Below are 24,723 nucleotides of genomic sequence, written 5' to 3' on the forward strand. Positions count from 1 at the left end.
CCTCTAGGCCCGTGCATGGCCGGGCGCAAGGGCCGGATTGGCCCGATTCAGTGGTTTGTTGTGCGTAGTTGCAGCAAGCGGACCTGTGTGGGCTGCACCGGTTTGCCGGGCAGCGGCGCGCCATTGTCGAACCGGTCCCACTGGCCGGTTGCGACATAGAGCAGGCGATTGCCGTCCAGACTGCCCGAAGTCGGCTCGGTCCAGGCCGGATTGGCCTGTTCAAGTACTGCGGCGCGCAGGATTGCAAGCCCGCCATTGGTCAGCGTCAAGCGCACGATCCGCTGCGGCGAAGTGCCGTTCTGAACTGCGATCAGGCTATTGCCCTGGCGCCACAGGCCGTCGATCCCGTCCAGCGGGATCGGCAGCGCGGTGCCGGCGCCAAGACGCAGCACGCGCCGCTGGTCGAGCATGATCGCGGCCAGCCCATAGCCATAGTCGCTGACGTAGAGCAGCCGGCCGTCAGCGCTTTCAGCCAGCCCTTGCGGGGAACGCAAGGTGCCGGGTGCGATCAACTGGGTCAGTGCCGTTTCGCCCACCCGCGCGCGATAGACCCCACCGCCAATCGGGTCGCTGGCATAGAGCGTGCCCTTCACGCCCAATGCGATATCTGACGGGTTGACCCCGTCGGGAGCGGCTATGCGTGCCATTTCACGCAAGGTCGCCAGGTCAATCGCGATCAGACCGCGGAAGGCATTCTGCGGCCCCGGCCCCATGCCCAGATTGCCCGAGGCAACCCATAGCACCCCGCGCGCGGGATCGATCACCATGCCGCTAAGGCTATCTACCCCGGCAAGCGCAACGGCGCTCCATCGCCCGGCGGAATCGCGAACCCAAAGCTGCCGGGATACGACGGTGGTGGCGAACAGGCGGCCGCGCCTGCGATCGAAGGCCACCGCCTCGACCAATTGGGCCGCTACCGGGACTTCGCCGAAGGCTACACTCGCGGAGCGTTCCGCGGCTTTGGCGATCAGGCCGGGATCGGGCTGCCCCCAGTCGGCGGCAAGTTTGGCGAGCTGGCGCTGCCCGCCTGCCGAGAACACGTGGCCATGCGCTGTGAGCCAGGCCAGCGAGGCCAGCGCGCCGGCCTTGTCCTGCGCTTCGATCTGGACATTGAGCAACCGCAGCCGTGCGGCGGCGCTGTCGGGATGGTTTGCTACGAGTTCGACCGGATCGGCCTTGGCCATCCCGGTCGTGACCGGTCGCCAGGGCATGCCCGGGGCACTAACCAACGAAGCAGGCCCCTGCCCGCCGCTGCAGGCGGTTGCGGCCAGCATCAGGATGCCGGCCAGCAGTCGCTTCATTTCTTCAGTTCGCGCGCCAGGGTCGATTGAGTGGCCTTGCCATAAGGCGGCTTGAAGCCCGAGAGCTTGCCAATGTCCATCCCGCTCTGGCTGTAAACCGCGCGGGCATGGCTGAAGGTCTTGAACCCGTCAAAGCCGTGGTAGTTGCCCATGCCCGAAGGCCCGACCCCGCCGAACGGCAGATCTTCCATCGCGTTGTGGAACAGCACGTCGTTGACGGTAACGCCGCCCGAGATCGTGCGGCTCAGCACCTTCTGCTCCTCGGCCTTGTCCTGGCCGAAGTAGTACAGCCCCAGCGGCCGGTCATGCGCGTTGACATAGTCAATCGCCTGATCGATCGAATCATAGGTCATCACCGGCAGGATCGGTCCGAAGATCTCTTCCTGCATGACCTTCATGTCATCGTTCACATTGCGCACGATCGTCAGCGGCATCTTGTTGCCGTTCGAGCTCTTGAAGTCCTCGCCTGCGGGATTGACCTCGATCAGCTCGGCGCCCTTCTCCTGGGCATCCTTGAGGTACCCTTGAAGGCGCTCGAAGTTACGGCCGTTGACCACCGAGGTGTAATCGTCGTTACTCAGGAGTGAGGGGTACATGCCGGCCACCCCGCCCTTCACGCTTTCGATCACATCGGCTTCCTGGTCCTTGGCAACCAGCAGGTAATCGGGCGCCAGGCAGATCTGCCCGGCGTTCATCATCTTGCCCATCGCGATCCGCTCGCCAGCCTGCTTCTTGTTCGCGCTGCGGCCGATGAAAGTTGGCGATTTTCCGCCCAGTTCCAGCGTTACCGGCACCAGGTTGTCCGCCGCGGCGCGCATGATGTGCTTGCCCACGCTGGTCGCCCCGGTGAAGATCATATGGTCGAACGCCAGCTTGCTGAATGCGGTCCCGACTTCGACTCCGCCGGTGAAAACCGCCATTTCCTCTTCAGCGAAATACTGCGGCACCACTTCGGCGAACAGGTCGGCCACCCGTTCGGTAAACTCGCTCGGCTTGATCATCGCGCGGTTGCCGGCGGCCAGGATTCCCGCCATCGGCACCATCACCATTCCAACCGGGAAGTTCCACGGGGCGATCACCCCGACCACGCCTTTGGGCTGGTAAACCACCTTGGCTTTCGATCCGATCAGACCCAGCGGGAACATCGGCTTGCGCTTCTCATCGCGGCTCCAGGCCGCAAGGTGCTTCTTCGAATGCTTGAGCGCGCCGACCGATGGCATGATGTCGGTCATCAAGGTCTGCTCGATGCTGCGATGGCCGAAATCGGCGCTTACCGCCTTGGCAAAGGCATCCTTGTGATCGATCAGCAGCGCAATCGCGCGGTCAATCCGGTCAGCGCGGATCGAGAGCGGCTCGGGCAAAGCGGCGGTAAAGGCGGCGCGCTGGCGGCGCAGGACGTCTTCCATCCGGGCGATTTCGGCAGTCATGGCAAGCTCCCCGTTGCGATTTGCCACTCTTCTTGAGCAGAGCGCCAGCAAAGGCAAGCGCGCAATTGCCATTGTTGCAATGCAGCATTAACAGGGTGCGAGACTCAATTCCCTCCAGAAAGGTTCAAGCGCCATGGCCCAGCTCTCTGCCAGCGATCCGATCGTCATCCTGTCCTATGCCCGCACCCCGATGGGCGGCATGCAGGGCGCGCTGGCCGACGTCAGCGCGACCGACCTTGGCGCCACCGCAATCAAGGCTGCGGTCGAGCGCGCCGGCGTCGATGGTGCCGAGGTTGAGCGGGTCTATATGGGCTGCGTGCTGCCGGCCGGGCTTGGCCAGGCTCCGGCCCGTCAGGCGACGATCAAGGCGGGCCTTCCTGCCTCGGTTCAGGCCACCACGGTCAACAAGGTCTGCGGTTCGGGCATGCAGACGCTGATCATGGGTGCAGAAGCCCTGGCCGCCGGCTCGATCGACCTGGTGGTAGCAGGCGGCATGGAAAGCATGACCAACGCGCCCTACCTGCTCAAAAAGCATCGCTCCGGCGCTCGGATCGGGCACGATACCGCCTATGACCACATGTTCCTCGATGGGCTGGAAGATGCCTATGAACCCGGCCGGGCAATGGGCACCTTCGCGCAGGATACTGCCGACGCCTATCAGCTGACCCGCGAAGCGCAGGATGCCTATTCGATAGAATCGCTCCGCCGCGCCCAGGCCGCGATCACCGAAGGCGCCTTTGTGAGTGAAATCGCGCCGGTTACGGTGGTTAGCCGTGCCGGTGAAAGTGTGGTCGATACCGACGAAGCCCCCGGCAAGGGCCGTCCGGACAAGATCCCGACACTGAAGCCCGCCTTTGCCAAGGACGGCACGATCACCGCCGCCACTTCCAGCTCGATCTCGGACGGTGCCGCCGCGCTAGTGCTGACCCGCCAGAGCGTCGCCGCCGACAAGGGGCTGAAGCCGGTGGCGCAGGTTGTCGCGGTTGCCGCCCATGCCCAGGCGCCCAAGGATTTCACCACTGCACCGGTCGGGGCGATCGAAAAGGTTCTGGCCAAGGCTGGCTGGGCTCTGGCCGATGTCGATCTGTTCGAAGTCAACGAAGCCTTTGCCTGCGTCGCCATGTTCGCGATGCATGACCTGGGCATCCCGCACGAGAAGATCAACGTCCATGGCGGCGCGACCGCACTGGGCCATCCGATCGGCGCATCGGGTGCCCGGATCGTGACAACGCTGATCGCCGCGCTGCAGCGCCACGGCAAGACCAAGGGCATCGCCAGCCTGTGCATCGGCGGCGGGGAAGCCACCGCCGTTGCGGTCGAGCTGGTCTAGCGACAATCGGCGACACTTTGTCGCTTGGCTGCGACAGGACATTTCACTGGGGTTCAGTTTCGGAACCACAGTTTGCGGGGGTCGGCCGGATGGTCCGCCGAACCCAGCAAAGGAGTGCTCCCAAATGAACCGCAAGCTGATCGCCATCGCGATTGTCGCCGGGCTCGCCCTGCCCGGCGTGGCCCAGGCCCGTACCACCCGCGCCGAACTGCGCCGCGATGTGGCGGCCGTGCACCATGAACAACGCGACCTGCGTCAGGAACTGCGTCAGCACGATTGGCGGGACGCACGTCAGGAACGTCGTGAACTGAGCCGGGCCAAGCAGGAACTGCGCGAGGATAGCCGGGCCTACTGGCGCCAGCACCACCGTCGCCACTGATCTAGATGGAGTGCGGAGGGAGCCTCAGGGCTCCCCTGCCCCCCACAGTCGGGCCTGTTCGACAAAGCCGCTGCGCGGGCCAACGCTGAACTCGCACCAGCCAGCCTTGCAATCGCCCAGCAAGCCAACCACGCCGGGCGAAAGCCGCCACAGCAATTTGGCCCCGGCTTCACCCTTCTCGCGCATGTCAGCCGGTTGCTTGCCGGTAACATAGCCGCCCCGATCGCGGGTCAGGAATTGCGAGAGCATCCAGCCTCTGGCTCCATCGGGATCCTGCACCAGGCGCCAGCCTTCCTTGGTTCGCAACACCTTCATGGGCAGGTGCTGGCGATGATAGACCCACAGGATCTTGTAGTCTTCCCCTGGACCGACCCGCATGTTGACGGGTTGATCCTTGCGGATCGAGGCCCAGTACGGAACTTTGGGATCTTCCGCCGCAAGCGAGGTGCCAAGCACAAGCATGGCGGTCAGCGCGGCAATGTGGCGGATTCGGAACATGCCCTTATGATAGCCGCCCTGCCCCCAAGGCTTCAAGCCGCTTGACCGCAAAGCCCCCCACGGCCTAGCGATTGGCGCATGACCGTGGTTACTGACACCCCCCTCGCCCGCCGGATCGCAGGAAAGCCGCGCGTTCAGGTTACCCGCCACCTGCTGCCCTCGGTCGAAGCGCGGATGAGCGAGCTGTTCGACGTGGTGCTCAACACGCAGGATCGCCCGCTTTCGCGCGACGAACTGGTCGCGGCGATGAACGATTGCGACGTGCTGGTCCCTACGGTGACCGACCGGATCGATACTGAAATGATCGCCGCAGCCAGCGATCGGCTGGGCCTGATCGCGAATTTCGGGGCGGGTATCGAACATATCGACCTGGCGGCGGCACGGGCTCGCAAGCTCATTGTTACCAACACACCCGGGGTGTTCACCGATGATACCGCCGACCTGGCGATGATGCTGATCCTGTCGGTGCCGCGCCGTCTGGGCGAAGGCAGCCGCCTGGTGCGCGATGGCAAGTGGACCGGGTGGGCACCAACCGCGATGCTGGGCCACTGCATCGGCGGCAAACGGCTGGGGATCATTGGCATGGGGCGGATCGGCCAGGCCGTTGCGCACCGTGCCCGCGCTTTCGGGATGGAAGTGGTCTATCACAACCGCCACCGCCTGCCCCCCAGCATCGAGACGATGTTCGGCGCCCGCTATGAACCCGATCTGGAATTGCTGATCGCCGAAAGCGACATCATCTCGCTGCATTGCCCGGCCGGTGCAGGCACCCATCATCTGATCAACGCCGCGCGGCTCAAGGAAATGAAGAGCACCGCCTACCTGATCAATACCGCGCGCGGCGACCTGATCGACGAGGAAGCCCTGATCGCAGCGCTCGCCAGCGGCGAGATCGCCGGGGCGGGCCTCGATGTCTTCGCCAACGAACCCAAAGTCGATCCACGGCTGATCGCGCTGCCGAATGTCATTACCCTGCCCCATCTGGGCAGCGCGACGATCGAGGGGCGCGCACATGCCGGCGAAAAGGTGATCGCCAACATCCGGTTCTGGGTCGATGGCCATCGTCCGCCCGATCAGGTGCTGGAAGGCTGGGCATAGTCCCGGCCTGACGCAACAAAGCTGCGCGCGCACCTTGCGACATATGCAATCCTTGCTTTAAGTGCCCAGCCAAGGAATCGCGCGGTCAATGCCCGCGCCGGAGGGAGAATTCGATGCGCAAGCTTGGGGCCCTGAGCCTGGCCGCCGCCGCAACCCTGCTGCCCGTTGTGGCCTGGGCACAGGAGGCTGCTCCCCTGGCGGCTGATGCTGCGGAAGATGCCTTGAACAGCGGGGACAATGCCTGGGTGCTGATCTCATCGGCCCTGGTGCTGTTGATGACCATGCCCGGGCTGACGCTGTTCTATGGCGGGCTGGTGCGCACCAAGAACTTCCTGTCGATCATGGTCCAGGTTGGTGCGATCGCGGCGATCGCTTCGGTGCTGTGGATCATGGTGGGTTACAACCTCGCCTTCGGGGATCCGGCTTCGGCCAATGGCTGGATCGGCAGCAGCGGCATGTGGATGCTCAACAACACGCTCGATGTGCTGCGCGGCGACTATTCGGTTACCGAGCGCACTTTTGCGCTGTTCCAGATGACCTTTGCCGCGATCACTCCCGCGCTGATGGTTGGCGCCTGGGTCGATCGCGCGCGGTTCGGCTGGGTCGTAGCTTTCTGCGCGGTCTGGGGACTGGTCGTCTATGCCCCAGTTGCCCACTGGCTGTGGGGCGATGGCTGGCTCGCAACCAAGGTCGGTACCAAGGATTTCGCGGGCGGGATCGTGGTGCACACCACCGCCGGGGTATCCGCGCTGGTCGCGGCCCTGCTGGTGGGCAAGCGAATGGGCTTTCCGCGCACGCTGATGCTGCCGCACAGTCCCTCGCTGACCATGGCCGGCGCTGGGCTGCTGTGGGTCGGCTGGTTCGGCTTCAATGGCGGCTCGGCACTGGCGGCTGACGATGCTGCGTCCAGCGCGATCATCGCCACCCATCTGGGTGCCAGCACCGCCGCGCTGGTGTGGCTGCTGATCGAAAAGATCAAGGTCGGCAAGCCGACCAGCGTGGGCTTTGCCACCGGCGCGGTTGCCGGTCTGGCAACGGTTACGCCGGCGGCCGGGTTCATCTCACCGGGCGCTGCCATCTTCTTTGGCCTGATCGCCGCGCTGGTCTGTTTTCCGATGATCCAGGTGATCAAGCAGAAGCTGCAGATCGACGATTCGCTCGACGTTTTCGCGGTTCACGGGGTTGGCGGGATTACCGGATCGTTGCTTCTGGCAGTGTTCCTGCACCCTGCACTGGGCGGCGGCGGCTATGACGAAGGGGCCTCGATGCTCAGCCAGTTCGCCGCGCAATTGGTCGGGGTCGGAGTGGTTGCGATCTGGTCAGCGGTGGCAACGGCAGTAATCGCGGTGCTGGTCAGCCTGGTGATCCCGATGCGGGTTGGCGAGGATGATGAGCGCGAAGGGCTCGATCTTGCCAGCCATGGCGAACGCGCCTGGGAATTCGATTGAGCCTTGCTGCTCCATCAGCGCTTGGCACCTTGCGCCAGACGCTATCGTTCGCAGGCAGAAGCCCCCGCAGCGAAGTGCTGAGTTATGCGCTGCTCGCAGTCATGGTGCAGGTTGCCCTGTCGCTGCTGTTCATCTTCACGCTCGATTTCGAGGTGCGGATGCTGGCGCGCAAGGCGCTGGCCGTCCTGATCGCGCTGCCTGTTCCGGCGCTGATTGCCCGGCGCTGTCACGATCATGGCCGCAGTGGCAGCTGGGCCTGGCTTGCGGTATTTCCGTTCGTGCTGTGGCTGGTGCGTTCGGTGCTGGCGCACAGTGCCGGGATCGAAGCCAGGATTGCCTTCGATGCCTGGACCTGGCCGCTTGACGTGTTGGCAACGCTGGCCAGCATCGCCGTGTTGGCACTCCTGGCGATCCCCGGCACCCGCGGGCCCAACCGGTTCGGCCCTGATCCTAGGGCCCAAGCTCCTCTGCCAGAAGCCGGCCCACCAGACTGATGCCCTTTGGCGCGCGGGCCAGCGATAGGTGGCGTTCGTGCAGTTCCAGCTGGCGATCGCTTTCATGCGGCAACCCGCGCGCGGAAGCCGGGGCGACAATCCCGTCGATCGGCGACCAGACGGCGATCGTCGGCACCGGCGGTTTGGCTGCCAGATCGCCGGCAATCGGCGGATTATCGACCGAGTGATCGTTGAGCAGATTGTAGATTCGCCAGGCATTGTTGGCCCTGGGGCTGCCCGAGAACGGACTGCCCAGCGTGATTACCAACCGCACCAGATCCGGGCGGTGCTTGGCCAGTTCGCGGGCGAAGACCCCGCCCAGGCTCCAGCCCACCAGTGCCGCGGGTTCGCCGTGCCGATCGGTCACCTCGGCCAGATGGCGGCCCAGGCGATCAAGCAGATCAACACGCGCGCCCTTGTTCCGGCCAATCTGCCAGCCATAGGCCGCATAGCCCGCCTTGCTGAGCGAACGGCGCAGCCGGATCGAGGAAACGTCGCTGGTCAGATAGCCCGGATAGACCACCACCGGCTGTCCGCGCCCCGGCGCGATCGGCACCGCGCGCTGGAACGGGCTGAGCAGCAACTTCGGAACTTCCAGCCCTTCGCTGGCCCACAACCGTAAACTGGGTGCGGCGCGCTCCATCCGCGGGCTAGTTCCCGGTCAGGATCCGATCGACCAGCTGCTTCACCGTGGGGGTGAAGTTGTTCGAATAGAACGGGTCGGTCTTGAAATTGAAGGCCGCGTGCCCGGCGAACATCAGGTTCTGGTCGATATCTTCACCGTGGACGATCGCCTTCAGCGTTTTCTGAATACAGAAGCTGCGCGGATCGGCGAGGTAGCCGGTAGTGAAATCGTCGTGATCCTTCCAGGCCGAAAAGCCGCAATGCGACAAGCAGCCCATGCAGTCCTTCTGATCCTTCTGGATCACGCTGCGTTCGGCCGGATCGACGAAGACGATGGTGTCGTCGGGCGTGCGCAGCCCTTCGGTATAGCCCTGGGCAACCCAGGCCCGTGCGCGTTCAAGATCAGCCGGAGCAACCCAGAAGTTCTTGTTGCCCACCCCAACATCAAGCCGCGCGGTATGCTCGCCCGCTTCGACTTTCGAATAGGGCACCTGACGCTCGCTGCGCGCCTCTAGGTTGCGCAGGAACGGATTGCGCACGGCCGAAGAATAGAACCCCGTCGGCGAGAAGCGGTGCAGCAGCACGTCACCCGGCTCGAGCGTCCGCAGATGGTCCTTCCAGGCCTGCGGGATCGGGCTTTCCTGCGTCAGCAGCGGACGGGTGCCATACTGGAACACGATCTGGCCCAGTTCGGGGTTGTCGATCCAGTCTTCCCAGTCGCGCAGGTACCAGACGCCGCCGGCCATCACGATCGGCACCGAATCCGCGATCCCTTCGGCGCGCATGGTGTCGCGCAGCGCCTTGACCCGCGGATAGGGATCCTGCGGCTGCAGCGGGTCTTCGGCGTTTGACAGACCGTTGTGGCCGCCGGCCAGCCAGGGGTCTTCATAGACCACCGCGCCCATCAGTTCCGAGACCTTGTGATAGGCCCGCTTCCACAGCGCGCGAAAGGCCCGTGCCGAGCTGATGATCGGCAGGTAGTTGACGTTGAACCGGGCGGCGATTTCGGACAGCTTGTACGGCATGCCCGCGCCGCAGGTGACGCCCGTCACCAGCCCGCGGGTCCGTTCCAGCACGCCTTCCAGCACCTGCTGCGCACCGCCCATTTCCCACAGCACGTTGATATTGATCGCGCCCTTGCCGCCCGAGATATCGTGCGCCCGGCGAACCTGTTCGACCCCGCCGGTGATGCCGAACTGGATCAGTTCGTCGTGACGTTCCTTGCGGGTGGCGCCACGGTAAACCTGGACAACCCGCTCGCCATTTTCGTCATAGAAGTCTGCATTCACCGCGCTGACCGTGCCGATCCCGCCGGCGGCGGCCCAGGCGCCCGAACTGGCGTGGTTGGAAACCGCCACGCCCTTGCCGCCCTCAACCAGTGGCCAGACCTCGCGTCCGCCATAGATGATCGGCTTCAGCCCCTTGAAGCTTGCGGCAGCAGCAGTCATTGCGTCCCTGTCTTTCCGTTTGCCGTGTTGCACGGCTTGATACCCCTCGGCTCAGGCCGATTCCCCGTTGCCTCGAACGCCGCATAGTAGCCATTAAGCTCGGGTCGAAGCACAAATTGCACAAGTTTGAAGCCTACAGCTCCGAATTCGCAGAAAAGCTGGCGCGGCGGGATGCCATGCTGCTCAGTCGGGCGATCGACATCGACCACAATCACCTGACCGCCGGCCTTCAGCGCCGGCCGCAGGTACCACAGGAAGGCGTAGGGCTCGCTCACTTCGTGGTACATATGGACCATGAAGATCCGGTCGAAGCTGTTGGCGGGCAATTTCGGATCGACCGGATCGCCGGTGCGGATCGAGACATTGTCCAGTCGTTCCCGCTCAACCCGCTGGCCCAGGCGCTGGATCGCCTTGGGATCGATATCCTCGGCCAGCACCCTGCCCTTGGCGCCGACGCGTTCGGCCAGGCGGATCGTGTAATAGCCCTCACCGGCACCGATATCGGCCACGGTTGTGCCTGGCTGGATCGCTGCCAGGTCCATCACCACCTTGGCCTCACCCAGGTTGTCGCGCTGGTCCTCGTTGGCGAATTCGTTGCCGGCCATCGTTGAGACCGCGCGATAAGCGCTTGGAAATTCGTGGGCCGCAGGGGGCCGATCGCTCTGCTCAGTTTTCACCGAACAGCCAGAAACAGCAAGGGCGCTGCCCCCCAGGGCCAACCCGATCAACAGGACATGGAACGATCCCAGGCGCATGGCTCTTTCAGCTTTAGCTGAGGCCGCGCCGCTTGGCAAAGCAGGACTCAGTCAACGTCCTCGACGTCCACCTTCTCACCGGTCACACGCTGTGCCAGCGCGGCAGCCATGAACGGATCGAGCGCACCGTCCAGCACGTCGGACGGCGTCGGGCTGGTCACGCCGGTGCGCAGATCCTTGACCATCTGGTAGGGCTGCAGAACATAGCTGCGGATCTGGTGCCCCCAACCGATGTCGCTTTTCGAAGCGTGTTCGGCGCTGGCGGCCTCTTCGCGCTTTTGCATCTCGGCCTCGTAGAGCCGCGATTTGAGCATCCCCATACAGATATCGCGGTTCTTGTGCTGACTGCGATCCTGCTGGCTGGCAACGATGATCCCGCTGGGAACGTGGGTAATCCGAACTGCCGAATCGGTAGTGTTGACGTGCTGACCGCCCGCCCCCGACGCCCGATAGGTGTCAATCTTCAGGTCGGCCGGATTGATATCGATCTGGAAGCTGTCGTCGATCACCGGATAGACCCAGACCGAGCTGAAGCTGGTGTGGCGCCGGGCCGAGCTGTCATAGGGCGAGATCCGGACCAGGCGGTGAACGCCGCTTTCGGTCTTGGCATAGCCATAGGCGTTTTCGCCCTTGCACAGGATCGTGGCGCTCTTGATCCCGGCCTGTTCGCCCGACTGGTGCTCGATCAGATCGACCTTGAAGCCGCGCTTTTCCGCCCAGCGGGTGTACATCCGCAGCAGCATTTCAGCCCAGTCCTGGCTTTCGGTGCCGCCCGCCCCGGCGTGAATTTCGATATAGGTATCGTTGCCGTCAGCCTCACCCGCCAGCAGTGCCTGGACCTTGTCGGCATCGGCGCGTTCGGCCAGCGCGGCCAGCGTCGCGATGCCTTCATCGACGGTGGCCTCGTCGCCTTCCAGCTCGCCCAGTTCGATATATTCGATCGCGTCGGCCATCTGGCTGCCGATCGACTTGACCGTACCCACCGCCGCTTCAAGCCGGCGGCGTTCCTTCATCACCGCTTCGGCTTCCTTGGGATTGTCCCACAGCTTGGGATCCTCGACCCGCGCGTTGAGTTCATCCAGGCGCCGCAGCGCGCGGTCCCAATCAAGGAACTTGCGAACCAGCGCCAAGGCGGCTTCGATACGGTCGATATGGGCCTGCCCTTCGGCACGCATGACTTGTCACTCCGGAATTCAGGAGTGCGCCCGTTAGCCGGAATGCCGGCAATGTAAAAGGGTCAGTGGTGTCGCCCGCCGTGCAGTGCCCGCACCGCCGCCAGCGTGCGTGTGACATGCTCGTTGGGCTTCATGTCGGTATAGACCAGCTTCACCTTGCCATCGCGGCCGATCACATAGCTGGTCCGGCTGGACAGGCCGGTGGCGCTGCCATCCGGCTTCTTCAGATGGACGTCATAGGCGGCGATGATCGCGGGGCTGGCCACACCCACCGGAAACTTGTCGCTGCAATCCTTGCGGCTGAAGTCCTGCTGGGTCTGGATCGTATCGGCGGACAGGCCGATCAGTGTGGCCCCGGCCGCCTTGAAATCCTGCGAAGCCGCGGCAAAGGCCCGTGCTTCGATCGAGCAGCCTTGGGTGAAGCTCTTGGGATAGAAATAGAGCACCACCGGCCCCTTCTTGAGCGCGGCCTTGAGTTTGAAGTTAAACACCTTGCCCGCAAGCGCACCCTGGGTGGAAAAGTCAGGCGCACTGGCTCCCTGGGGCAGCTCAGCCGGCGCCGCCGCCGGCATGGCCAGAGCCGACGCTGCCAAAAACGATCCGGCTATCAGGCGCTTTATCGACATGTGAGTTCTCCCGCCAGAATTGGCAAAATCAGATCGGTGCATCTGCGGCAATGCTGGGCTCTGCTTCCGGTTCCTTCGCATCATCCGGGGCGGTGCTGGTGCTGCCGCGCTGTGATCCGCGCTTGATCGCGTTGATCAGGGCCGCGCGCTGCTTTTCCAGTTCCTCGGTGCCAATCCCCGGCCGTGCTTCGCTTTCAGCCTTGAAGGCTTCCCAGATCACCGAGCTCTTGGGATCCTCGGTCGGGCTGCCGGTAAAGACCCGCTTGCCACTGATCCGATCGACCTTGACCCAATGGATATCATTCGGGGCAACGAATGGCCGGGTACTCCAGCGGTGCTTGGTCGCCTGGACCATCTGCTTGAAGATCGGCGCGGCAATCGTGCCGCCCTGAGCATAGCCGCCCAGCGAGCGCGGCTGGTCATAGCCCAGATAGACCCCGCCGACGATCTGCTGGTTGCCGCCAACGAACCACACGTTGGTGGGGCCGGTGGTGGTCCCGGTCTTGCCGAACAGCGGCAGATCAAGATCGCGCAGCGTCACCGCCGTTCCGCGGGTAACCACGCCTTCCAGCATGTGCACCACCTGGAAGGCGGTACGAGCGTCCATCACCTGTTTGCCGCGCGAATCGAAGCGCGGCATCGGCTTGCCGTCCCAGTCGGGCATGTTGCACTTCTCGCAGCGCCGCGAGTCAGACTTCCAGATCACCTTGCCGCTGCGGTCCTGGATATAGTCGATCAGGGTTGACGGGAATTGGAGCCCGTTGTTGGCCAGCGCGGCATAGGCATTGACCATCTGTTGCACGGTCGTTTCACCGGCCCCCAGCGCGAAGGCCAGATAGGGCGGATATTTGCCGATCCCGACGCGTTCGAAGGTCTGGACCACGTGGTCCATCCCGGCATCATTCGCGATCCGCACGGTCATCAGGTTGCGCGATTGCTCAAGCCCCCAGCGCATCGTGTGATTGCCGCTGCCACCGCCGCCGCCGAAGTTGCGGAAGCATTTCTGGCCAAACTTTGAACCCTGATAGACGCAGAAGGTGGCATCAGCGACTTCGCTTGACGGGCTCATGCCATAGTCAAGTCCGGTACCGTAAACGAATGGCTTGATGGTCGATCCGGGCTGGCGCATCGCCTGGGTGGCCCGGTTGAAACTGTCGAGCCCTGAATCGAACCCGCCCTGGATCGCCAAAACCCGCCCACTGGCCGGTTCGGCGAGCAGCATTCCGCCGGCAATCTCTGGCACTACGCGCAGTGCCCAGCCGTTGCCCGACGGAGCGGCAGCGATCACATCGCCTTCCCGCAGGGCATCGGGGATACCGGACAACGGCCCGGTCTTGCCGTCAGCAAAGCCAACAGTTGCCCGCGGACCGTCGCGGTCGATCACCAGGCCGACCCGCCAGTCAAGATAGTTTACCGACTTGCCCAGCAGCGCGATCTGGCTTTGCCAGCTGTCCTTGTCGACATCGACATGGGCGATCGGCTTGGTGAAGGCGCGGCCCCCGCCATAGCGCATCAGCCCCGCGCGCAGTGCGTCCTGCGTTGCCTTCTGCAGTTCGGGATCGAGCGAAGTGCGCACCCACAACCCGCCGGCATAGACGCTGTTCGGGCCGTTTTCGGCGTTCTCACCATATTTGGCGATCAGCTGGCGGCGCACTTCCTCAACGAAATAGCCGTTGGCAGAATCCCATACTTCAGCCCGGCGCGCGATGACGCCAAGCGGCTGGGCCTTGGCGGCCGCCACTTCGGCCGCTGACGCGACACCATTCTTGGCCATCTGCTCCAGCACCCAGTTGCGGCGTTCGAGCGCCCGTGCGGCATGCTTTTCGCGGCCATAGATCTCGGGGCCCTGCGGCAGGGCGGCCAGAAATGCACATTCGGCCAGCGAGAGATCGCTTACGCCCTTGCCGAAATAGGCCTGGGCGGCCGCTTCGACGCCGAAGCTCTGCCGGCCAAGCGGAATTTCATTGAGGTACAGCTCGAGGATCTGCTGTTTGGTCAGCACGCCCTCGATCCGCCGCGCCAGGACCATTTCCTTGAGCTTGCGGGTAATCGAATACTCGTTGCCCAGCAGGATGTTCTTGGCCACCTGCTGGGTAATCGTCGAACCACCCTTGGCGCGCTCGTTCGAGCCGAGCTTGGTCACATAGTCGAGCACAGCCCCCGCAAAACCCGAATAGTCGATCCCGCCATGGGTCCAGAAGGTCTTGTCCTCAGCGGACAGGTAGGCGTTGATCAAGGGCTTGGGAAAATCGACAAAGCGCAGCTGGACCCGCCGTTCGCGCGCATAGGAATAGACGATCTGGCCAGTGTTGCCTCGCACCATGGTGGGCAGCGGCGGCTGATAGGTCAGCAGCGTATCGGCCGACGGCAGATTGCGGGTGACCGCAACCCACAGCACCAGCGTAAAGGCCAGGAAGGCGCCCAGCACATAGTTGGCGATGCGAAACCGCTTGCTGTCTTCCCAGCGCGACTGGTGCCAGGCGTGGAACTTGGTCTGGCGCCAGCGCTCCAGCCCCGAACCGAACACCCCCCTGACGCGCGACCACAGGCCGCCCGCTTCGCGGCGGATACGCAGGCGCACGGATTCAGTGCCTTGATCGTCGGGTTCAGCCATAACGAGCGGGTCCTAGCATGGCCTTGGCCGCGATTTCCAGAACCATTGCACGGCTATGCCCGGACTGCGGCGGTACGCGCGAAGAATACCTTGATCGCGCTGGCCAGCGTTTCGGCAAAGGTCTTGCGTCCGGCAGGCGAAACCAGTCGCGCGACATCATTTTCGTTGTTGATATAGCCCGTTTCGAACAGCACTGACGGCACATCCGGGGATTTCAGCACGGCAAAGGCGGCCGATTGCGGGCTGGCCTCCTTGAACGGCATTAGCCCGCGTGCTTCGCGCAGCAGCAGGCCGGCAAACTGTTCGGAACGCGCCTGGGTATCGCGCTGCGACAGATCGACCAGGATCGCATTCACATCGTCGCTCTGGTTGCGGATCTTGATCCCGTTGATCTCGTCGGCGGCGTTTTCGCGTGCCGCCATGCGCTCGGCGGCCTCGTTGCTGCCCTTGGCCGACAAGGTATAGACGGTCGCCCCCAGGGCGCCGCTATCCGCCTCGGTACTGTCGGCATGGATCGAGATGAACAGGTCTGCTCCCAGGCGGCGGGCCACATCGGGGCGTTCGCCCAGCAGCAGATAGGTATCATCGCTGCGGGTCAGGGCCACGCGCACCCCGCCCTGCTTGAGCAATTCGTCACGCAGCGCCCTGGCAAGAGCCAGGGTCAGCTCCTTTTCCTTTAGCGTCCCGGCCCCCGCCCCCGGATCCTTGCCGCCATGTCCGGCATCGATCACCACCAGCGGGCGGCTTGAATCCATCGGGCCTTCGATTTTCGGCAGTCCGCCGCCGCTGTTGGGGGCAAGGTCGATGCTGACCACATAGTCGAAACCGCGCCCGGGCTGACCAAACCAGCGATCAGCCATCACCATCGCCGCGAAGACCGCGATCGGCGCAAGGATCACCAGCAAAAGCAACAGAACGCGACGCATCCCCGCCTGCCTAGTCGCGCAGCGGCGCGTGCGCAATCGCCTGATCGAACCTTGCCGCAAGCGCGAAGCAATGCTAACCAGTTCTCAACCGGATCAGTTCCAATGGAAAAGGAACCGCATCCCGGGGGAGAATCCGGACGCGTTTTCTATCCGGATAAACAGGTTGATGTATCGATGAAGAGCTTCGTCCCGTCCAATCCGCCGCGAGCCCAAGGGGTTCTGGTGGGCAAGGCGGTACGCTGCGCGCGCCCTTACCTGCCGCGCCTCTTCGCTGGTGCAGACACGCTCATCGCCGCCGGAGCTGCTTTGCGCCCCGGCATCACCGATACATCCGCACCGTCACTTCGGGATCTCCCGGGGCGGCGCGGAAGTTCCGCATACAGCCGCGCCATTTGTGGAGACGCCCGTTTCGGGCCGGTCTCCTCCCGGCGCGCACGGAGAATTCATAATGACCATGCGCATGCTGATCGATGCGCGCCACCAGGAAGAAACCCGGGTGGCGGTGCTCAAGGGCAACCGAATTGAAGAGTTCGACTTTGAATCTGCCGATCACAAGCAGATCAAGGGCAATATCTATCTCGCCAAGGTAACCAGGGTAGAACCCTCGCTGCAGGCCGCGTTCGTCGATTTCGGCGGCAACCGCCACGGCTTCCTGGCGTTCAGTGAAATCCACCCGGATTACTACCAGATCCCCAAGGAAGACCGCGAGCAGCTGCTGGCGGAAGAAGCCGCCCATGCCGAAGAAGAGGCCGCCCTGCGCGCCAAGGCCGAGGGTGAGGAAGACTTCGTTGGTGACGACGAACTGGGTGAAAGCTTTGCCGACGAACTGGCCGGCACCACTCACGAACATCATCACGACGATGATTTCGGCGGGGTGACCGAAGTCGACACCGCCGAAAAGGACGAAGTCGCCACAATCGAAGACGGTCACGTCGATGACGCTTTCGACCATGAAGGCGAAGAAGCCGCCGAGGAAGACACTGGCGAGCAGCGCCGCCGCGGTCGCGGACGCCGCCGTCAGGGTGGTTCGAATGGACGCGGTCACGCCAAGGAAGCCGATGAAATCCGCGCCAAGCGCATGGCGCTGCGCCGCCGTTACAAGATCCAGGACGTGATCCAGCGCCGCCAGGTGCTGCTGGTCCAGGTGGTCAAGGAAGAACGCGGCAACAAGGGCGCTGCGCTGACCACCTATCTCAGCCTGGCCGGACGCTATTGCGTGCTGATGCCCAATTCCAGCCATGGTGGCGGAATCAGCCGCAAGATCAGCTCGTCGGCTGACCGCAAGCGCCTGAAGACCGTGATTGCCGAGCTTGATCTGCCCAAAACCATGGGCTGCATCGTCCGCACCGCCGGGCTGCAGCGCACCAAGACCGAGATCAAGCGCGACTTCGATTACCTGGCCCGGCTGTGGGACGGGATCCGCGAAACCACGCTGAAGAGCACCGCCCCGGCGCTGATCCATTCGGACAGTGATCTGATCAAGCGGGCAATCCGCGACATCTATAACCGCGACATCGAAGACGTGGTGGTCGAAGGCGAAGAAGGCTACCGCGCCGCGCGTGACTTCATGAAGCTGCTGATGCCCAGCCATGCCAAGCGGGTGAAGCAGTACGCCGATCCGGTGCCGCTGTTCCAGCGCTATGGCGCCGAAGACCAGCTGACCGCGATGTACGATCCCGAAGTCCAGCTGAAGAGCGGCGGCTACATCGTCATCAATCCCACTGAAGCGCTGGTTTCGATCGACATCAACTCGGGCCGCTCGACCAAGGAACACGGGATCGAGGCGACCGCGCTCAACACCAACCTTGAAGCCGCCCGCGAAATCGCCCGCCAGCTGCGCCTGCGCGACATGGCCGGGCTGGTGGTGATCGACTTTATCGACATGGAATACGGATCGAACGTCCGTAAGGTCGAGAAGGCGATGAAGGACGCGCTCAAGAATGATCGCGCGCGGATCCAGGTCGGCCGGATTTCCAGCTTCGGCCTGATGGAAATGAGCCGCCAGCGCCTGCGCACCGGCGTGCTTGAAGCCACCACCCGTGGCTGCCCGCACTGCGACGGCACCGGGCTGGTCCGCACCGCCTCCAGCGCCGGGCTTTCCGCATTGCGCCTGATCGAGGACGAAGCCGCCAAGGGCAAGGGCACCGTGATCTCGCTCTATGCCAGCACCGAAGCTGCGGTTTACCTGCTCAACGCCAAGCGCGCCGATCTCGCCGAGATCGAGGAACGCTATGGCGTGCGCGTTGAAGTGCTGCCCGAAGGTGAGAACGAAGGCGCCAAGATGCGCGTCGGCTCGTCCGGCCCGCGGCCTGAATTCACCCCCCGTTTCGAAACCATCGCCATCGAGGATGACGATGATGATGAGGTGATCGAGGACGAGGACGATTTCGACGCTGAAGATCGTTCGAATGACGATGATGAAGGCCGCGGCAAGCGCCGCCGCAAGCGTCGCCGTCGGGGCGGTCGGGGCCGCGATGGCGGTGAAGATCGCAGCGACGAAGCCCGCGAAGCCGATGACGGCGACGAGGGTGAAGGCGAAGGCGAAGATGGCGGTGCTGACGAAGTCGGCGAAGATGGCGAAGCGCCCCGCAAACGGCGTCGGCGCGGTCGTCGTCGGCGCGGCGGCAAGGGCCGCGGTGACGGCAATGGCGGCGAAGGCGAAGGCGCTGAGGGTGAAGAGGCCTCGGACGATGCTGACCAGGCCCCGGCCGAAGCACCTGCCGCTGAACCCGTTGCCGAAGAAGCGCCGGCCAAGCCCAAGCGCAGCCGCAAGAAGAAGGTAGAAGCCGAACCCGAAGCCGAGGCACCTGCCGAAGCTCCGGCTGAGGCGCCAGCCGAAGCGGTTGCCGAGGAAGCCCCGGCCAAGCCCAAGCGGACCCGCAAGAAGAAGGTCGAAGCCGAACCCGAAGCCGAAGCTCCGGCTGAAGCACCGGCTGAAGCACCGGCTGACGCGGTTGCCGAGGAAGCCCCGGCCAAGCCGAAGCGGACCCGCAAGAAGAAGGCTGATGCCGAAGTGGCCGAAGCGGCCCCTGCCCCGGCGGACGAACCTGCTGCTGAGGAAGCAGAGTCAGCCAGCCCGCGTCGTGGCTGGTGGCAACGGACCTTCGGCGAATAATCACCCAGGATGGCCGCGCCCGATCGCGCATCGGGCGCGGCCAATCTTTCCGAACGTCCCTATCACCATTTGCGCGGCGGGGGGTTCCGCAACCCGCCCGGCAGTCCGCGCAACTCCGCACGCCTGCGCGATTATCTCAAGTTCCTGTTGTGGGACATGCGCTGGAAGCGTCTGCCGCCGCTGCCGCCAGGCCTGGCCAGCTCCACTCCGCCCGATCTTGCCGGCCTGTCCGAGAACCAGATCGCCTGGCTGGGCCATGCCTGCTTTGCGATAAAGCTGGGCGGTCGGCTGGTCCTGACAGATCCCTATCTGGGCGATGTCGCCGGGCCGATGGCACTTGGCCCGCGCCGGTTCCTGCCCCCCGCGCTGCGGGCGCATGAACTGCCCCGGCTCGATCTGATCGCGATCAGCCACAACCATTACGATCATGTCGATGTGGCCGCGCTCAAGGCCTATCGCTGGCGCGCCGAGACGCCGGTGGTCTGCCCGCTGGGGCTGGCGCCCCTGTTCCGCAAGCTGGGTTTTATCCAGGTCGTCGAACTCGACTGGTGGCAGGACTGGCAGCTGGGCGACCTCACCGTAACCGCCCTGCCCGCAGTCCATTTTTCCGGGCGCGGCCTGTTCGATCGCAACCGCACCTTGTGGGCCAGCCTGGCCTTTGCCTCGCCCGCCAGGAAGGTCTGGTTCGGCGGCGATACTGGCTATGGCGCCTGCTTCCGCGAGATCGGCGAACGCTACGGACCATTCGATCTCGCCCTGATCGGGATCGGCGCCTACACCCCGCGTGTGATCATGGAGGCGAGCCACGCCACCCCCGAGGAAGCCGTGCAGATCGCTCGCGACCTGCAAGCCCGCGCCGCCGTGGGCATGCACTGGGGCAGCATCATGCTGACGCCGGAAGATCCGTTCGAAGCGCCGGTGCGGTTCCGCCAGGCCGCGCTGGAGCAGCAGTATGGCGAGGCGAATGCGTGGGTTATGCAGGTGGGCGAAGTGCGGGGGTTTTAGGGCGCGAAGCTAGATGGCGCCCCCGGATCAGCGACTGAATTTGGGGATTTGTGAAGATCGAACCAATCACCGTTTGATGGCGAAATTGAACATCTCTCAACGGAAGATCGTCACTTCATCGTGTTTCAAAGCTGCCAGAGCCTCCAGCCAAGGCATACCCTTTGTCACCTCGCGGCGTGAAGCGCTGAAAGTTTCCGTGGCAATCGCTCCGGAATACAACCTGACAAGCAGGCCAGCATAGGGAAGACCCAGTTCGTCTCGAAGGTCATTGAGGACGGCGTTCCAGAGCTCGAGACTGTCTGAGCCGCCACCGTTTGGCTTAGCAGCAGCCCTGCGGCGGTCCTCATTTGCACGGGCAATTTTGGTTGCCGACCAGCCCTTACGCTTCATGCGGGCCTCTTCTTTGGCAAGCTCAGCCTCTAAGGCCTCTGGTGTGTCATTGCGACGCGCCAGAACAGTACCGCAGTCACAATGTCCACTCGTTGTCAGGTATTGACGCTCGCCGTCCTGTAAAACCTTGCGGATGGAAAAGTTGTCGATCAGGTCTGCTACTCGACCATGCCGCTCCATCACTGCACGGACGGAGGCAGCGTCATCGGTGGGCGCAATCAATGTGATGAAGTGACACACCCAGACAGGTTGGCGCGTCTTGTCAGTATTCGCAATGTTGTCGTGTCCGGACCGGCAGCTACCAGCAAAAAAATGCCGATAGCCGCCTGCCCCTCAACCAGCGAATACCACTACGCCCTCACGCCGTGGCGAACATCTCCACCGGCAGCGCCATCATCGCTTCGCCGCCCGTTTCCAGCTTGCGCCGCAGCGCCCCGGCATCGGGGGTGTAACGCTCGCCGAAATAGCGCGCGGTGACCAGCTTGGCTTCGTAGAAGGCCTTGTCTTCGCTGCCTTCGGCCAGCTTGGCGGCGGCCAGTTCGGCCATCCGCAGCCACATCAGACCCAGGCTGACGATCCCCATGATGTGCATGTAATGATGCGCCCCGGCCCCGGCGTTGTTGGGGTTCATCATCCCGTTCTGCATCAGCCACATGGTCGCGGCCTTGAGCTCGCCATTGGCTTTTTCGATCTGACCGGCCAGCGCTTCGAGCTGGGGCTTGGCCTTGGCCGCGGCGCATTCGGCATCGACCAGGGCAAAGAAGGCCTGGACCGCACGGCCGCCCTGCATCGCCAGCTTGCGGCCGACCAGGTCCATCGCCTGCACGCCGTTGGCGCCTTCATAGATCTGGGTGATCCGGCAGTCGCGGACGAACTGGCTCATCCCCCATTCCTCGATGAAGCCGTGGCCGCCGAAGACCTGCTGCATCTGGACGCAGGTGTCGAAGCCCTTGTCGGTGCCATAGCCCTTGATCACCGGGGTCAGCAGGCTGATCAGATCGTCGGCCATCTGGCGCTCTTCCTCGCTGGCCGCCTTGTGCGACAGGTCAACCTGCAAGGCGCCCCACAGGCACAGCGCGCGCATGCCTTCGGTGAAGGCCTTGGCGTCCATCAGCATGCGGCGGATATCAGGGTGGACGAACAGCGTGTCGGCCTTTTCGTTCGGCTCGGCCGGGCCAGTCAGCGCGCGGCCCTGGCGGCGTTCGCCGGCGTACTTGACCGCGTTCTGATAGGCCGTTTCGGCCTGGCTCAGCCCCTGGATGCCCACGCCCAGGCGCGCGGCGTTCATCATGATGAACATCGCGGCCAGGCCCTTGTTCTCCTCGCCGACCATCCAGCCCGCGGCCCCGTCATAGTTCATGACGCAGGTGGCGTTGGCGTGGATGCCCATCTTGTGCTCGATCGACCCGCACGACACCGCGTTGCGTTCACCCAGCGAGCCATCGTCATTCACCAGCACCTTGGGGACGATGAACAGCGATATGCCCTTGGTGCTGTCGGGCGCGTCGGGGGTCTTGGCGAGGACCAGGTGGATGATGTTCTCGGTCAGGTCGTGGTCGCCCGCCGAAATGAAGATCTTGGTTCCGGTGATCGCATAGGACCCGTCGGCATTCGGCACCGCGCGGGTGCGGATCAGGCCAAGGTCGGTCCCGCAGTGCGGCTCGGTCAGGTTCATGGTGCCAAGCCATTCGTTGGCGATCATCTTGGGCAGGTACTTCGCCTGCTGCTCTGGGCTGCCCTTGACCAGGATCGCGCTGACCGCGCCATTGGTGAGGCCGGGATACATCCCCCAGGCCTGATTGGCAGACGAGATGAATTCCTCGGCCATCATGCCCAGCACGTGCGGCATGCCCTGCCCGCCGAATTCCTCAGGCGCCGACAGCGTGCCCCAGCCTGCCTCGCGGAACTGCGCGTGGGCTTCCTTGAAGCCCTTGGGCGTGGTCACCGTGCCATCTGCGTGGCGGGTGCAGCCTTCCTGATCGCCCGACAGGTTGAGCGGCGCGAGCACCTCGCTGCAGAACTTGCCGCACTCTTCAACCACCACGTCGATCATGTCGGCGCTGGCGTTTTCAAAGCCGGGCAGGCTTGAATGCTGCTCAAGTTGCAGCAGTTCGTTGATGATGAAGCGGGTGTCGCGCGTAGGTGCCTTGTAAACGGGCATGGTGTGTATCCTTGGTGTAGCTGGTGTGCGTCTTAACGGACACCGAAGTCGATGTTTTCGACCAGTTTGATGAACTCGTTAAGCTCGGAGATCGCGGCATCAAGATCGTCACGCTGCTGGCGCAGCCGCTCAACCTTTTCGCGGCACCGCTGGACCGTGACGCGGCGCTGCTCGACCCGGCCATCGCCCAGGTCGTACAGGTCGATCATTTCCTTGATCTCGGTCAGGCTGAAACCGACGTTCTTGGCGCGCAGGATCCAGGCGAGCCGGGCCCGGTCACGCTTGGAATAGACGCGGGTCAGCCCGATCCGTTGCGGAGCGATCAGCCCCTCGTCCTCGTAGAACCGCAGCGCGCGGGCGGTAACGCCGAATTCCACAGTCAGGTCCGAGATCGAGAACTGCTCACGGTCAAGCGCATCGGGCGTTTCGATATGCGCGCCGTCGTGGCTTGCGGGGGATGCGCCGAGATGGTCCATGGCACGCAAGATAGCTTCCCTTTACGTAAGCGTCAACTTGCGATCCGGACCAGCCCCGCTCCCTCGATCCGGCGATAGAAACAGCTCAACGCACCGGTGTGGCAGGCCGGCCCGGCCGGTTCGACCAGCAAGACCAACGCATCCTGGTCACAATCGACCCGGATTTCCCGGACCTTGAGCACATGGCCCGAACTTTCGCCCTTCATCCACAGTCGCCCGCGCGAGCGGGAGTGGAAGTGGGCCAGACCGGTTTCGCGTGTCCTAGCCAAGGCTTCGGCATCCATGAAGGCAACCATCAGCACTTCGCCGCGCGCTGCATCGACCGCCACTGCGGTCAGCAGGCCCTGGGCATCGAACTTTGGCAGGAACTCCTCACCCTGCTCGATTCTCTGGGATTGGTCGTGGCTCATGCTGCTCCCTTGTTGCAAGATAACCACATATGTCGACCAAAAACTGCGCTGCGAACGCTTCGCGCTTCCCTTGACGGCCAGTTTCGGAGATTCAGGCGCCGCGGAAGGCACAAGGCCCAGGTTCAGGGACCGCAAACCGCATGAGGGATCGGGCGAGGCGGCACTAAAGGGGGAGCCGCCAAACCACGCAAGTGGCGCCTGGAGAGTTTCGTCACGAGGACGCCCGGAGCTTCGGTTCCGGGCGTTTTCGTTTCAAGTCAGGTCAGGTCCAACGCCTCGTCAAGCACGCGGGCGAAGCAGGCCACCACCACCTTGTCCGTCCGCGCCCGTTTGAGCACACCGACGCAGGCATCGCTGGTGGCACCGCTGGTCAGCACATCATCGACCAGCAGAACCCTGGCCCCGGACAGGCGACTCGCGCGCCGCGGGTTCACCGCGATTGCCCCCGCCAGCGCCCGGGCCCGCGCCTTGCGTCCCAATCCGCCCAGCGTTGGCGTGCGCCTGGTGCGGACCAGCGCGTCAACCAGCAGTTCGGCCCCCGTTGCCTTCGCCAATTCACCGGCCAGCAGCGCCGACTGGTTGAACCCCCGGCTCCACAACCGCCAGCGATGCAGTGGAACCGGCACGATCAGCCAGCCCGGGCCGACCTCGGCTGGCAGTTGCGCGGCGATCAGCCGGGCCAGCATCGGCGCCAGCGCGATCCGGTGGCCGTGCTTCAGCGCCAGGATCAGCTTGCGCGAGGCATCGTTGTAGAGCGTGCCGGCCGCAATCCCGTCATGCCGGGGCGGATCAGCCAGGCATACCGCGCAGATCGAGCCGGCGGCAGTGCTGCTGTCAAACGGGCGCTGGCAGCTGGTGCAACTGGGTTGCCCGGGTATCGCCAGTTCGGCCCAGCAGCCGGAGCACAGGCCCGATTGCGCCGCCAGCCCTTCGCCGCACAGCGGACAGCGCGGGGGGAAGACCAGGTCAACGACCGGGGCAAGGATCGCGGGCACTTGCATCGATTCCAGCTATCGCTTGCGC

Annotated in this window: 22 protein-coding genes; 7 read left to right on the forward strand and 15 right to left on the reverse strand. The window is 64.0% G+C overall.

What is annotated here, in order from left to right; translation table 11 throughout:
- Positions 1–47: 47 nt before the first annotated feature.
- Positions 48–1,301 (reverse strand): hypothetical protein, encoded by a 1,254-nt coding sequence (locus tag IT549_RS07320; protein WP_292971428.1) that lies wholly within the window; start codon positions 1,299–1,301, stop codon positions 48–50.
- Positions 1,298–2,728: a coniferyl aldehyde dehydrogenase gene (locus IT549_RS07325; RefSeq protein WP_292971429.1), complete on the reverse strand. Its 1,431-nt coding sequence runs from the start codon at positions 2,726–2,728 to the stop codon at positions 1,298–1,300. Before IT549_RS07325 ends, IT549_RS07320 begins: the two co-directional genes overlap by 4 nt.
- 133 nt (positions 2,729–2,861) lie before the next feature.
- Between IT549_RS07325 and IT549_RS07330 the strand changes: the two genes are divergently transcribed.
- Both IT549_RS07330 and IT549_RS07335 read left to right on the forward strand, forming a co-directional pair.
- A complete protein-coding gene (locus IT549_RS07330) occupies positions 2,862–4,058 on the forward strand; it encodes an acetyl-CoA C-acyltransferase (protein WP_292971431.1) in 1,197 nt (398 codons plus the stop codon).
- A gap of 124 nt (positions 4,059–4,182) precedes the next feature.
- Entirely contained in the window at positions 4,183–4,437 is a 255-nt protein-coding gene (locus tag IT549_RS07335; RefSeq protein ID WP_292971432.1) for a hypothetical protein, read from the forward strand.
- Between the two features lie 24 nt (positions 4,438–4,461).
- Here the strand turns inward: IT549_RS07335 and IT549_RS07340 are convergent, their stop codons facing one another.
- Positions 4,462–4,935 (reverse strand): SH3 domain-containing protein, encoded by a 474-nt coding sequence (locus IT549_RS07340; RefSeq protein WP_292971434.1) that lies wholly within the window; start codon positions 4,933–4,935, stop codon positions 4,462–4,464.
- A 78-nt stretch (positions 4,936–5,013) separates the two neighbouring features.
- On the opposite strand from IT549_RS07340, the gene IT549_RS07345 reads away from it, so the two are divergent.
- The 3 genes from IT549_RS07345 (at position 5,014) to IT549_RS07355 (ending at position 7,975) form a co-directional block, all read left to right on the forward strand.
- Positions 5,014–6,033 (forward strand): D-glycerate dehydrogenase, encoded by a 1,020-nt coding sequence (locus IT549_RS07345; RefSeq protein WP_292971435.1) that lies wholly within the window; start codon positions 5,014–5,016, stop codon positions 6,031–6,033.
- A gap of 113 nt (positions 6,034–6,146) precedes the next feature.
- Positions 6,147–7,481: an ammonium transporter gene (locus IT549_RS07350; protein ID WP_292971436.1), complete on the forward strand. Its 1,335-nt coding sequence runs from the start codon at positions 6,147–6,149 to the stop codon at positions 7,479–7,481.
- On the forward strand, positions 7,478–7,975 hold the full coding sequence (locus tag IT549_RS07355) for a DUF805 domain-containing protein (protein WP_292971438.1): 498 nt from the start codon (positions 7,478–7,480) through the stop codon (positions 7,973–7,975). Before IT549_RS07350 ends, IT549_RS07355 begins: the two co-directional genes overlap by 4 nt.
- On the opposite strand, the gene IT549_RS07360 is transcribed toward IT549_RS07355, so the two are convergent.
- The 7 genes from IT549_RS07360 to IT549_RS07390 all read right to left on the reverse strand — a co-directional run bounded on the left by IT549_RS07360 (position 7,932) and on the right by IT549_RS07390 (position 16,143).
- Positions 7,932–8,618 carry an alpha/beta hydrolase gene (locus tag IT549_RS07360; protein ID WP_292971440.1) on the reverse strand — a complete coding sequence of 229 codons (687 nt, stop codon included), beginning with the start codon at positions 8,616–8,618 and terminating at the stop codon, positions 7,932–7,934. The two genes, IT549_RS07355 and IT549_RS07360, sit on opposite strands and share 44 nt — an antisense overlap.
- Before the next feature lie 7 nt (positions 8,619–8,625).
- On the reverse strand, positions 8,626–10,047 hold the full coding sequence (locus IT549_RS07365) for a nitronate monooxygenase (protein ID WP_292971442.1): 1,422 nt from the start codon (positions 10,045–10,047) through the stop codon (positions 8,626–8,628).
- The gene (locus tag IT549_RS07370) at positions 10,044–10,802 is read right to left on the reverse strand and encodes a class I SAM-dependent methyltransferase (RefSeq protein ID WP_292971444.1); all 759 of its coding nucleotides are present in this window, start codon (positions 10,800–10,802) and stop codon (positions 10,044–10,046) included. The genes IT549_RS07365 and IT549_RS07370 overlap by 4 nt, the downstream gene beginning before the upstream one ends.
- A 47-nt stretch (positions 10,803–10,849) precedes the next feature.
- Positions 10,850–11,977 carry a peptide chain release factor 2 gene (gene prfB, locus IT549_RS07375; protein ID WP_292971446.1) on the reverse strand — a complete coding sequence of 376 codons (1,128 nt, stop codon included), beginning with the start codon at positions 11,975–11,977 and terminating at the stop codon, positions 10,850–10,852.
- A 62-nt stretch (positions 11,978–12,039) separates the two neighbouring features.
- The gene (locus IT549_RS07380) at positions 12,040–12,603 is read right to left on the reverse strand and encodes a peroxiredoxin (RefSeq protein WP_292971448.1); all 564 of its coding nucleotides are present in this window, start codon (positions 12,601–12,603) and stop codon (positions 12,040–12,042) included.
- 28 nt (positions 12,604–12,631) lie between these two features.
- Positions 12,632–15,184: a transglycosylase domain-containing protein gene (locus IT549_RS07385; RefSeq protein ID WP_292971450.1), complete on the reverse strand. Its 2,553-nt coding sequence runs from the start codon at positions 15,182–15,184 to the stop codon at positions 12,632–12,634.
- 86 nt (positions 15,185–15,270) lie between these two features.
- On the reverse strand, positions 15,271–16,143 hold the full coding sequence (locus tag IT549_RS07390) for an N-acetylmuramoyl-L-alanine amidase (protein ID WP_292971452.1): 873 nt from the start codon (positions 16,141–16,143) through the stop codon (positions 15,271–15,273).
- Positions 16,144–16,591: 448 nt separating this feature from the next.
- On the opposite strand from IT549_RS07390, the gene IT549_RS07395 reads away from it, so the two are divergent.
- On the forward strand, positions 16,592–19,258 hold the full coding sequence (locus IT549_RS07395; RefSeq protein ID WP_292971454.1) for a ribonuclease E/G: 2,667 nt from the start codon (positions 16,592–16,594) through the stop codon (positions 19,256–19,258).
- 9 nt (positions 19,259–19,267) lie between these two features.
- A complete protein-coding gene (locus tag IT549_RS07400; RefSeq protein WP_292971456.1) occupies positions 19,268–20,263 on the forward strand; it encodes an MBL fold metallo-hydrolase in 996 nt (331 codons plus the stop codon).
- A 96-nt stretch (positions 20,264–20,359) separates the two neighbouring features.
- On the opposite strand, the gene IT549_RS07405 is transcribed toward IT549_RS07400, so the two are convergent.
- The 5 genes from IT549_RS07405 to IT549_RS07425 all read right to left on the reverse strand — a co-directional run bounded on the left by IT549_RS07405 (position 20,360) and on the right by IT549_RS07425 (position 24,701).
- Positions 20,360–20,893 carry a hypothetical protein gene (locus IT549_RS07405; protein ID WP_292971458.1) on the reverse strand — a complete coding sequence of 178 codons (534 nt, stop codon included), beginning with the start codon at positions 20,891–20,893 and terminating at the stop codon, positions 20,360–20,362.
- Between the two features lie 118 nt (positions 20,894–21,011).
- Positions 21,012–22,814, reverse strand: coding sequence for an acyl-CoA dehydrogenase C-terminal domain-containing protein (locus tag IT549_RS07410; protein ID WP_292971460.1), 1,803 nt, complete (start codon positions 22,812–22,814; stop codon positions 21,012–21,014).
- Between the two features lie 32 nt (positions 22,815–22,846).
- Complete coding sequence (locus tag IT549_RS07415; RefSeq protein ID WP_292971462.1) at positions 22,847–23,290, reverse strand: MerR family DNA-binding transcriptional regulator; 444 nt, start codon at positions 23,288–23,290, stop codon at positions 22,847–22,849.
- A 32-nt stretch (positions 23,291–23,322) separates the two neighbouring features.
- Positions 23,323–23,700, reverse strand: coding sequence for a phosphoribosyl-AMP cyclohydrolase (gene hisI / locus IT549_RS07420; protein WP_292971464.1), 378 nt, complete (start codon positions 23,698–23,700; stop codon positions 23,323–23,325).
- Between the two features lie 257 nt (positions 23,701–23,957).
- The gene (locus IT549_RS07425; RefSeq protein ID WP_292971466.1) at positions 23,958–24,701 is read right to left on the reverse strand and encodes a ComF family protein; all 744 of its coding nucleotides are present in this window, start codon (positions 24,699–24,701) and stop codon (positions 23,958–23,960) included.
- Between the last annotated feature and the right edge of the window lie 22 nt (positions 24,702–24,723).

The organism is Novosphingobium sp. (genome assembly GCF_020852455.1).
In the GTDB taxonomy this organism is placed as follows: domain Bacteria; phylum Pseudomonadota; class Alphaproteobacteria; order Sphingomonadales; family Sphingomonadaceae; genus Novosphingobium.